The sequence below is a fragment of the Gelidibacter sp. genome, assembly GCF_039916245.1.
GTDB lineage: Bacteria > Bacteroidota > Bacteroidia > Flavobacteriales > Flavobacteriaceae > Gelidibacter.
Genome location: NZ_JBDSLS010000021.1, coordinates 1 through 10,218 on the forward strand (window position 1 = coordinate 1; position 10,218 = coordinate 10,218).

The 10,218-nt window shown below is 36.4% G+C and carries 10 protein-coding genes; 4 read left to right on the plus strand and 6 right to left on the minus strand.

Annotation, left to right across the window (positions count from 1 at the left end):
- On the minus strand, nucleotides 1–921 hold a 921-nt coding region (locus ABIQ28_RS01255; RefSeq protein ID WP_348034933.1), incomplete at its 3' end, for a M28 family peptidase.
- Nucleotides 922–1,052: 131 nt separating this feature from the next.
- Nucleotides 1,053–2,003 carry a L,D-transpeptidase gene (locus tag ABIQ28_RS01260; protein WP_348034934.1) on the minus strand — a complete coding sequence of 317 codons (951 nt, stop codon included), beginning with the start codon at nucleotides 2,001–2,003 and terminating at the stop codon, nucleotides 1,053–1,055.
- Nucleotides 2,004–2,267: 264 nt separating this feature from the next.
- On the opposite strand from ABIQ28_RS01260, the gene ABIQ28_RS01265 reads away from it, so the two are divergent.
- Genes ABIQ28_RS01265 through ABIQ28_RS01275 form a run of 3 tightly spaced genes read left to right on the plus strand, consistent with a single transcriptional unit; the run spans nucleotide 2,268 to nucleotide 4,794 of the window.
- Complete coding sequence (locus ABIQ28_RS01265) at nucleotides 2,268–3,050, plus strand: ABC transporter permease (protein ID WP_348034935.1); 783 nt, start codon at nucleotides 2,268–2,270, stop codon at nucleotides 3,048–3,050.
- Nucleotides 3,051–3,803: an ATP-binding cassette domain-containing protein gene (locus ABIQ28_RS01270; protein ID WP_348034936.1), complete on the plus strand. Its 753-nt coding sequence runs from the start codon at nucleotides 3,051–3,053 to the stop codon at nucleotides 3,801–3,803.
- Nucleotides 3,804–3,807: 4 nt separating this feature from the next.
- Complete coding sequence (locus ABIQ28_RS01275) at nucleotides 3,808–4,794, plus strand: MlaD family protein (protein ID WP_348034937.1); 987 nt, start codon at nucleotides 3,808–3,810, stop codon at nucleotides 4,792–4,794.
- A 290-nt stretch (nucleotides 4,795–5,084) separates the two neighbouring features.
- Here ABIQ28_RS01275 and ABIQ28_RS01280 read toward each other — a convergent pair whose 3' ends face one another.
- The 4 genes from ABIQ28_RS01280 to ABIQ28_RS01295 form a co-directional block, all read right to left on the minus strand.
- Nucleotides 5,085–5,930 carry a YqiA/YcfP family alpha/beta fold hydrolase gene (locus ABIQ28_RS01280; protein WP_348034938.1) on the minus strand — a complete coding sequence of 282 codons (846 nt, stop codon included), beginning with the start codon at nucleotides 5,928–5,930 and terminating at the stop codon, nucleotides 5,085–5,087.
- A gap of 555 nt (nucleotides 5,931–6,485) precedes the next feature.
- Entirely contained in the window at nucleotides 6,486–7,778 is a 1,293-nt protein-coding gene (locus tag ABIQ28_RS01285) for a S28 family serine protease (protein ID WP_348034939.1), read from the minus strand.
- Nucleotides 7,779–8,396: 618 nt separating this feature from the next.
- The gene (locus tag ABIQ28_RS01290; RefSeq protein WP_348034940.1) at nucleotides 8,397–8,639 is read right to left on the minus strand and encodes a hypothetical protein; all 243 of its coding nucleotides are present in this window, start codon (nucleotides 8,637–8,639) and stop codon (nucleotides 8,397–8,399) included.
- A 257-nt stretch (nucleotides 8,640–8,896) separates the two neighbouring features.
- Nucleotides 8,897–9,508 carry a laminin B domain-containing protein gene (locus tag ABIQ28_RS01295; RefSeq protein ID WP_348034941.1) on the minus strand — a complete coding sequence of 204 codons (612 nt, stop codon included), beginning with the start codon at nucleotides 9,506–9,508 and terminating at the stop codon, nucleotides 8,897–8,899.
- A gap of 369 nt (nucleotides 9,509–9,877) precedes the next feature.
- Between ABIQ28_RS01295 and ABIQ28_RS01300 the strand changes: the two genes are divergently transcribed.
- Nucleotides 9,878–10,218 (plus strand): FKBP-type peptidyl-prolyl cis-trans isomerase (locus tag ABIQ28_RS01300; RefSeq protein WP_348034942.1); only part of this gene is annotated, 341 nt, incomplete at its 3' end.

Consider the following 10,218-nt stretch of genomic DNA (forward strand, 5'->3'; position numbering starts at 1 on the left):
AACGGTAGTAGTGCCAACGGCATTGTCTCTTGCGCCATTATAAATGGTGTCTCCAGTAGCATCAGGTGCACCGATACCCACATGGTCATAATGTGCAGAATAAATAATGTATTCATTTTTAAGCTTCGGATCGGTGCCTTCAACGATCCCAATAACATTTTGACAATCGACAGCTTCTTCATGCTTTTCGCCAATCGTTATTTTGGAACTTATCTTCTTGGCAGCGCTTAATTGTTCTGCCATTTTTCCGTCTTTATCTAAAACCCAAACATAAGCAGTTTCTTTACCTTCACTTTTGGCATTGTCACCTGAAGCAATGGTTATGGTCGGTCCATTAAAATTATGATTTATTGAGTTCCAGGTGCCATCGTCTACTTTTAGTAACTCAATAATTGCAGCAACCCCATGTTCTTTGGCCAATTTTTCCTTGGTGCGACGTAAACCGAAAGCAGCTCTTCCTTCGCTGGTTTCAGGACTGCCAGCTTTTACAATAATAACTTTGCCTTTAACATCCTTACCCTTATAATCATCAGCTAAACCATGGTTTAAATAAATGGCGTCTTGGTTAGAAGTCATTGCTGCCGCATTGATAAATACGTAATCCGTAATTGCTTGCTTGTTTATTTCGATGGAGGAGTTTTTTGGAGGAGATACGCGTTTGAGTTTTACATCCTGATAATAGGTGCCTGTTTGTGGGTTTGGTTTGACGCCATAACTGCGAAGGCTATTGGCTAAATACGAAGCGGCTATTTTGATTTCGGGAGAGCCTGTTTCGCGTCCTCTTAAAACGTCGTCGGCTAAAAAGTAAATATGACCTTCAATTTCTGATTTGGTAATGGTTTCTTTTACTTTTTCTGCTTCGGTTTGTGCCGTTAAGGAAAATATGCATCCGAAGGTCAATAGTAGTGCTAGTTTTTTCATTTGAGTTGGATTAGTGTTAGGTGTTATTTTTTTATACTAATTATGGTTAGAAATCCTATTTTCACACACGCTCTGTGTTTTTGCAATAGGCGCCATTTTAAGCAACCGATGTCTAGGTCTTGAGCTGTTTTTTATAATTCAGATGAAATGTTTTTTAATTTAATTTTTTCAAAACCAGGATAGATATTTTTAAATTCTACGGTTTCTCCAGCATCATTTTTTCCAACTAACTCATATTTAAATACCACTTTGGTTCCTATCGGCGCGTAACAATAAACGATCCATGCATCCGATTCTCTTAAGCCAACACAGCCGTTGGAAGAGGCTTTGTCTAAGGTCGCCAAATTGGTGGTGGGATGAATAAGTTGACCCAACCTTCGACCATTGATTGCTGGTTCTAACCATGGAATCGCTGGAAGGGCCGTGTTTTTGCCGTCATCTCGATTGGTTCGGACATATTTATGATTATTCAGAGGGTTCCTAAATGTCGGATTTTTGTTGACCCTGATTATTTCTCCTATGCCTGGCTGTGTTCTCCTATCGACCGTGGATTGGGCCATTTCCATATATTTTTTTCCAACTTTTCCCACCCGAACAGGAAATTTATAGAGCTCTTTTCCATCTTGAAGGATGCGAAGTCTAAATTCTGGAATGTTTAATTCCAGTGTGGTGGCCTTTAGTTGGGCTTTTAGTTCTTCTGTTTTTAGGGAATCGGGAATGGTGAGAATTTGATCTTTTGTCAAAGCATTCAGGGCTTGCGAATCTTCATTAAAGATGCCTTTGTCCTTCAGATAGTAATAATCAGTATGCGCCAAAGTATCAATAATCCAAGGGTTATTATGAACAATAATGTATTCGTCTATCGGATAGTTGTGGGTTTGGTTATGTTCTGAAACAATACTGTCCATCCATTTAAAGTAGGAGCGAATGGGAACATCTTTCTTTACCCGTATTTCAATGGGTTTGGGTTTTTCGACCACTTCTTCGGGAATGATTTTGATCTCTTCTTCGTTAGTCTTTTTATTGGAATTTAAACAACCTACAAGCGCTAAGGAAAAAGCGATCACTAAAATGGTTTTCATTACTTGGAATTTAGTATTAATTAGGTTTGTTTGAATATACTAATTATATCAGCAGTGTTCAACAATGAATTATAAGTTTTTTGTCAGAAACAAAATAGACCATATAGCCAATAACTTTTTAGTTCAAAATATTATTAAAACTCGACTTTTGGATAAGATTACTCCTAATAATGTTTTCACAGAATTGTGTTTTTAAGGTGATTAGCTGCTCAATATCATCTGTATTATCTAAAATAGAGTTACATTTAAGTATACCATTTATAAATGAGCCAACCGAATTCCATCTTGGACCCCATTAAAGTATTCTTCGCCGAAATTGGCGATATGACCTTATTTGCGGGACGGTTTTTTAGAGAAGTTTTTAGTCCGCCTTTTGAGTTTCGAGAGCTGGTTCGTCAATGTTATAATATGGGCAATCGTTCGTTGTTATTGGTCAGTGTGACGGGGTTTATTTTAGGACTCGTTTTTACCTTACAGTCTCGACCTACGTTGATGCAGTTTGGTGCGCAATCCTGGATGGCCTCGATGGTTAGTCTTTCCATTGTTCGAGAGATTGGGCCGGTAATCATTGCATTGATCTGCGCTGGTAAAATTGGCTCAGGAATAGGCGCTGAACTAGGGTCGATGCGTGTTACGGAGCAAATTGATGCCATGGAAGTTTCTGGAACCAATCCTTTTAAATATTTAGTGGTCACACGAATTGTCGCGACAACCTTAATGCTGCCTTTATTGATTCTTATGGGCGATGCGATTGCTCTTTTAGGTTCAGCTTTGGTTGAAAATATTAAAGGGGATGTGTCGTTTCAGTTCTACTTTAATCAAGTTTCCGATGCCTTGCAATTCAGCGATTTACTTCCGGCAACGGTAAAATCGGTGTTTTTTGGTTTTGCCATTGGATTGGTGGGTTGCTATAAAGGGTATAACTGTTCTAAAGGAACCGTAGGCGTGGGCGAGGCTTCAAATTCTGCTGTAGTTTATATCTCGATGTTGTTGTTTATAATTGATTTTATAGCTGTATTCATAACCAATATATTTTTTGAGTCCTAAATGAATTCTGGAGAAAACATAAAGCAAGTATTAGAGATAAAAAATCTGAAAAAAAGTTTTGGGGACAATCATGTGCTTCAGGGTTTCAATCTGAAACTTTTTAAAGGCGAAACCTTGGTCATTATGGGCAAGTCGGGTTCAGGGAAATCGGTCATGGTAAAATGTTTGGTGGGATTGATTCAGCCAGATAGCGGCAGCATTACAATTGAAGGCGAGGATATTACGACGATGGGGCAAAAGGAGTTGGATATGCTTCGTACGGAGATCGGTTTTCTATTTCAAGGAAGTGCGCTCTATGATTCCATGACGGTACGTGAAAATCTAGAGTTTCCTTTAAGACGACATAAAGATAAAATAGAAAACTTTCAAGGCACTGAAGTCTTGGTCAAAGAAGCTTTGGAAAACGTGGGATTATTGCATGCCATAGATTTAATGCCGGCAGAGCTTTCTGGCGGAATGCAACGTCGCGTCGCCATGGCGAGAGCATTGATCCTAAAACCTAAAATCATTATGTATGACGAGCCCACCACAGGATTGGATCCAATTACAGCTAAGGAGATCATTCAGTTGATGCGCGATATTCAAAAGAAATACAATACTTCATCCCTCATCATTACGCACGATGTGGATTGCGCGCGTTTCGTTTCGAACCGAATAATTTTGCTGGTGGATGGGGTTAATTATGTGGAAGGCACTTTTGAGGAGCTTTCAAATTCAAAAGATGAACAAGTACAGGCCTTCTTTAAAACTTAATATTATGGGAAAATCAACGTCACAAAAAATAAAAGTCGGCATTTTTGTCATCGTGGGCACCTTGCTGCTTATTGTTGCGCTCTATTTTATTGGAAGTCGCCAGCAAATGTTCAGTAAAAACATTCTACTTTATGGCATTTTTGAAGATGTAAATGGACTCCAATTGGGAAATAATGTGCGTTATTCTGGCGTTAATGTGGGGACGGTTAGCAGAATCGAAATGTTGGAAGCGGGAAAGATTACAGTAGGCATGTCTATTGAAGAGAAAGCAGCCCGTTTTATTAAGAAAGACGCTATTGCCTCAATAGGTTCAGACGGTCTGGTTGGAAGTATGGTTGTAAATATCGTTCCTGGAGAGGATAAGTCCGCCCAGATGGTAGTTTCTGGAGACCTCCTACAAGTTTACAGTAAAACGAGTACTACTGAGATGCTTTCTACATTAGACAGAACGAATGAAAATGTGGCTTTGATTTCTGCAAATTTGTTGACCATAACCAATCAATTGGTGGAGGGAAAGGGCACTTTGGGGGCTTTAATGAGCGATAGTTTAATGGCTCAAGATTTGAAAAGGTCAATGGATGGGTTGCGAAAAATGACTTTGAGTGCCAACGAGGCTGTCTCTCAAATCAATACTATTGTCTCCAAAATAAATTATGACGATAGTGCGGCAGCGTTGCTTTTGAGTGATACCGTTTCCAAAAACCAAATCCAACACGTATTTGGAAATCTTGAAAAATCAAGTGATCATATCAAAGAAGTGACCAAAAGTCTTGAAGATTATATTTCCGATATAAAAACCTCCAAAGGCACTTTGAATTATATCACTCAGGATAAGATTTTGATTAAAAACATTGACTCCACCATGATTAATATAAAAGAAGCGTCTGAAAAATTGAATGAAAATATGGAGGCCCTAAAGCATAATTTCTTCTTCAGGGGCTATTTCAAAAGGCAAGAAAAGAAGAAGTTGAAAGAAGCAAAAGAAAAGTAAATTCATTGATCTTAAATTAAGCTAAAACTATGCACTTAGCTTCTGAAAATTTTGATGTGAATTTCACGGACTTATTCGTACGGTGGTAATTCTGGCTCAAATTTCGCAATATGAATTTCACGAATGCAACAGACTTTTGATCTGTTTTAAAAACACTACTAGAGCGCTTATCGGGTTGGTGTGGACTTTAGTTAATAGAAGTGGTTTAGTTTGTCTTTGTAAACTGAACACTCTCCTTAAAAAAGAGGTTTAGCTCAAATGGTCCTTTTTTACCTAAAAACAATATTCTTTTAAGAGTTTAAATTGTTTAAGTGCTTCATATAATTCCCTAATAGCCCACGGATTTGCTCCGCAGCCACAGGATTTGCTGAATGCACCTTATATTGTAGAGTTCGCAAATCGAGACCCGATTCGTAAACCAGCCATTTGGCAGCTGCTAAACCGTCTGGAGCAAGCTTTCCGTTGTCATCAAGTCCCAAATCGTTATCAAAACTAATGAATTCGGGAAGACCGTTTTTCATGATGTAATCCACGAAGTCATCGTAGGTTCTCACAATATCAAATTCAGATTCAAAGGTTTTGTCATACACCATCACAATAGATCTTAGATCGTCTAAAAAGAGTCTTCTCGGTTTTAAAATATTTGGAGAAACGTTCTCAAAGAATTTAGTGACTTCTTCCTCAAAAACATGAACAGGAATCCGATGTTCAAGGTCATACCGAATGCTGATATTATAATTTTGTGATTGCATTAATATATCGCCTAAAAAGCTCAAGGTGTCTTTAGGGCTGACCACGGTATCTTTAGAGCCTAAAACAATACTAATGCAAGAGCCGTTGGTTTCTCCTGTTTCAGGGATGTTTTGAAAAACACTTCTTTCAGACAATGCCGGATTGAACAGCAAAGCAGGAGTTTTAAATAATTTGGAAAGATGATATCCAGCAAATCCACCCATGCTACTGCCCATGATGATATCAATTTTTGCATCTTTATACTGGTTGTAAATCCACATAATACTGTCTGGATTGTTTTCATAATCGATGGCTGGCGACTGGACGTTTCCGTAGCGTTCGAGTATGACTCTTTTTTCGGGAGTTAAGCTGCCATTTAAGCCATGGATGTAGAGAGTGTTCATAGTTTAATAATATTTCAAAAAATAGATGTTATTTTCTTAATAATTGGTATTTCATAATAATTATTGTCTTCTGATTTTTTCCGATTTATTACCTTTGATATAAACTGCGCAACATGGCAAACTCCTCAAGATTTAGATTTCCAAAGACGGTTTTGTTTGTAATAACCTCACTTTATATCGTGGTTATATGTGCGAATTATTTTTTGTATTTCCAAAAACCCATAATAAATTGTGCTAAACAAATAATGGTAGGACAACTGTTGGCGTTGGCTTTTCAAGTGGTATTGAATTATGTCAACTACCGTTCAAATGAGAAAATTGTTGTTCTGGCCACGCTGTTCGTTAGTGCAATGCTCTTTTCTGGGGTTCTTTCATCCTTTTTCAATTTGCAACTCATGTGTAAGTATTTTGGATATTAATTCTTCCAGTGTAGGTGTTTTGTCCGCTGCCGTTGTTGGTGTTTTCTAACAACAATTTTGCCATTGTTGGTGTTTTTCACCAACAATCTTTAAATAAAACACCAATCAAAAATACCTTTAGATTTATAACTTAACTTTAGTTTCCTATTCTGATGTTTAGCCAACGTTCTAATGCCTTGGTGAGTTTTTCTCTTTCAGCTGGCGTCATTTCAGTAATGTTGGCGGTGCCATGATGTTTTCCTTTCATCATAAACCATAAAGCATCCACTTTATCAGATGGAGGCACCGCCGAAGCTGACCAAGTGTCTAACGCTCCGTAAATATGAACAATTTTATTGCCGTGTTTTGGAAGCCAAGCATTCAGCCCTTTTAATGCTTTATCATTAAAAGGAACTTTCATATGGTTAGGTGTGAAAGCCGCATGCGGATTTTTATTCGTAGGCAACTCGTCTAAAAGTCCTTTAAATTTGCTGGTGTCATAGCCATAATAACCAAACTCGTTAGCCGATTGGTAATAGTGTGACGCGTAATCCGTCATCGACTGATCGCTAAAAAAAGAGATTCCTGAAACTGAGGTCAAGTAAACAAAGGAATCAAATGCCGAAGCGTTTTCATCAGGAATTAAGCTGCAATCTGAACCGTATTGCCAAAATGAAAATGGATATTCCATCACTGAAAATTCGAAGGCTTCTTCAATATTTTGATAGGTAAAGCTTGCTTTTGCACCAATGCTGTAGGCTTTAATGAGTGGTAGGATTTCAGCTTTATTTTCTAAAACATGTCTTTGGAATTTTTCAATTTTCGCACGACAGTCTGCTGTGCCAACCGTATCTAAAAATTTATAAACACGTTGCTCTTCAAACGATTTATTGATAGGGCCAACATAATTGACGCTTACATCAACATCTTCCGGATAAAAATATCTGTAAAATAAAGTTGTTGCGCCACCTTTACTGCGCCCTGTAGAGATCCATTTGGAAGGATATAAATTTCTAAATAGGCTGTTGATATGATGTAAATCCCCAGCAACTTGTTCTAAAGTTAAATATTGATAATCGATTTTGGCAGGATTGCTTTTGCCAAAATACCGATGCTCAATTCGGAGTTGATTAGCATCGATAAAACGAGTTAATTCGTCAATTCTGTTGCTGTTAGCGGTGTAACCTTCCGTTATCATTACGGTGGGCAATTTGAAATCTTTGTGAGACAAATAAGCTCTTTGGTAAAAATAACCTTTAGAAGGATCTTTATGATCTAAAGGTTGTTTGATCTTTAATTCGTAGGCCGCTTCATAATTAGCTGGGGTTTCTATTTTTGTAAAAATGACATCTGGCAATTCATAAAGACGATCTTCCAGTGTTTCTGTTTGCGCATTTATAAAAGAGATGAATCCAAAGATTAAAAATAAGGTAACTATTGATTTTTTCATGAGTGATTTGTAATTGTGAAGAAAATGTTTTTCGTAAAATTAAAGAACTCCTCAGGAAAAACAGGCTGAAAATTAAATTATATCTAAACTTTAATGCTGGCGATGGCTGGTGCAATCATAAGATGTGAATTTGATTGACATATCTATGTCAATAGGTTCTGCTCGGCTGAGATCAAAAGTCTTTATTTTATTTATAATTTGAATATTTCCCGGCTATAATAACCTGATTCAATAAACGCTAACTGAATGAGAAATTCGCGAAGGTTGTGGTAAATAGTAGGATACTAGTAACTGATTTTATAAAGAATTCAGAACTAGAATTATTTTGTTTCTAGGATTTTTTCTGGATCTTGTCTACAATCAAAGACGTTTGCAATTTCAATTCTATTGTAATCAGAATTTATCCAATACACTAATTTATAATTTTTAAAAACCAAATACCTGAACTCTTGTTTTCTGTTCGATAGATTTAATTCGACTTGTCCAATTTCAGGTTGATTTTCTAAATCAATGGTGGTGTCTACAATGCCGTTAATTAATTTTTTTTGACCGCTTTTAATTTATAATAGGTATAAATGTCATCAAGCTTATCTTCGGCTAATTGTAACCAATAAACCTCTAGCTCCATTTTTGGATTTTGGCTTTTAGGTCTGAGGCTTTAATCATGCGTCCATTTTCCGAATCCTCCATAGCTTGGTCGATTTCAACGTTGTATTGATCCATGCTCATTGGTTTCATGTTTTTTTCAATAAGTTCGGTTTTTCTTTCTCGCAATAATTTTTCCAGCCCGCTGATTATTTCTTCGTTTTGCAGTCTTAAAAATTCTTGAACAAAAGATATTTTGCGGGCTTCTAAATCCATTTTTATAAACTTTTAATCAAAGATACGAATTTATCATTTTCAGTAACTTGTTTTTATAAGTACGATGCGATTGCTTTTGCCAACATATGTTAAAAAAAAAGCCTCAAAATTAAATTATATCTAAACTTTATTGCTAGCGATAGCTGGTGCAATCATATGATGTGAATTTGATTGGCCGTCGGTTTATAGGTTACAATATTCTTGAAAAATGGAGATCTCGAACCTCTCAGGTTTTCAAAACCTGAGAGGTTTTATCTTTATTTTTTAGAAATGATGACATGATCCAAAGCGCCAGTATCTGGGCCGGTTTCAAATTCGCCGCGAATTGAAAATTGGGTAATATTGGAGAGAATGCCTTTAATCTCAGCTTCTGTAGCTTGAACTTTACTAGTGTATCCACCTTTAAACCAGCCTTGGTCAGCACTGATTTTTACCTCATATTCAGTCCAGTTTTTGCCTGGATAATTTTCTTTATCAAAGATGTATGTAATCTGGTTATTTCCATTTTGAAAAATGATATCATCACTCACAAATTGTCTGGACATTTTAGATTCCTGTAAGAGACTGAATCTAAGTGTGGCTCCGTAAAATTCATTTTTATTCCCAAGATAAGTATCTGGTGCCGTGAAATACCAAACCCCGCCTTGTACGTCATCATCAGCAAATATGTAGCCATCGGTCACACCACCTTCAGTTGCGTAAGATGGCTCTGAAAATTCGCCTTGAGCGTCGCCTGTAATCGTCCAGCCTTCGGTATTTGTTGCGAAGTCACTTTTAATAATATAGTTCTTACTGTTGCAACCTGTGAATATTATGAGGCCAAAAAGACTTAGAAATAAGGGTTTTAAAAAGGTGATGAGATGCTTCATTATGTGTTTTTAAGAGTATAAGTTTGATTTTCAAACATATAAAATAATGATTTATTTAACTAGTTAATTTTTTTTGGTTAATTACCATTTTAAAGTTGAATAAAGTAGTTTTTTTAAGATCATGTTCGTAGGATTTAATAGAAGAAAATATAGAGTAATTGTTTACCTCAATGTTTGCAAAGGATTATACAAAGGTCGTAAGGTTTTATGTCTTTCCGTTCATTTCGATTTATGGTTGTGTTCCTTGCGTTCAAATTTTATGCTATTCTATCAGTTGAAAATCACAAAATGATTTGGTAGTGTTTATTATTTCGTTTCCCCTATATTTGATCCCTTAAAAAATAAATATTTATGAAAAAACACGCTTTAATGGTTTTGGTATTTGCCTTCTTAACTTCATGTAATAAAAGTGATGGCGTTGTAGACTATAAAGAGAAAAATAATGAAGAAATTATAGCATATATTGACCAAAATAATTTGGATGCTCAAAAGAGTGTTTCCGGCTTGTATTATGTTATGGATGAGCCAGGTTCTGGTAAGCAACCAGCCGCAACCTCTAATGTAACCGTAGCTTATAAAGGTTATTTTTTAGACGGTAAGACTTTTGATAAAAGTGATGCTAATGGAATTTCGTTTGGTTTACAACAAGTCATAAAAGGATGGACAGAAGGAATTACTTATTTTAAAGAAGGTGGCAAAGGTAAATTATT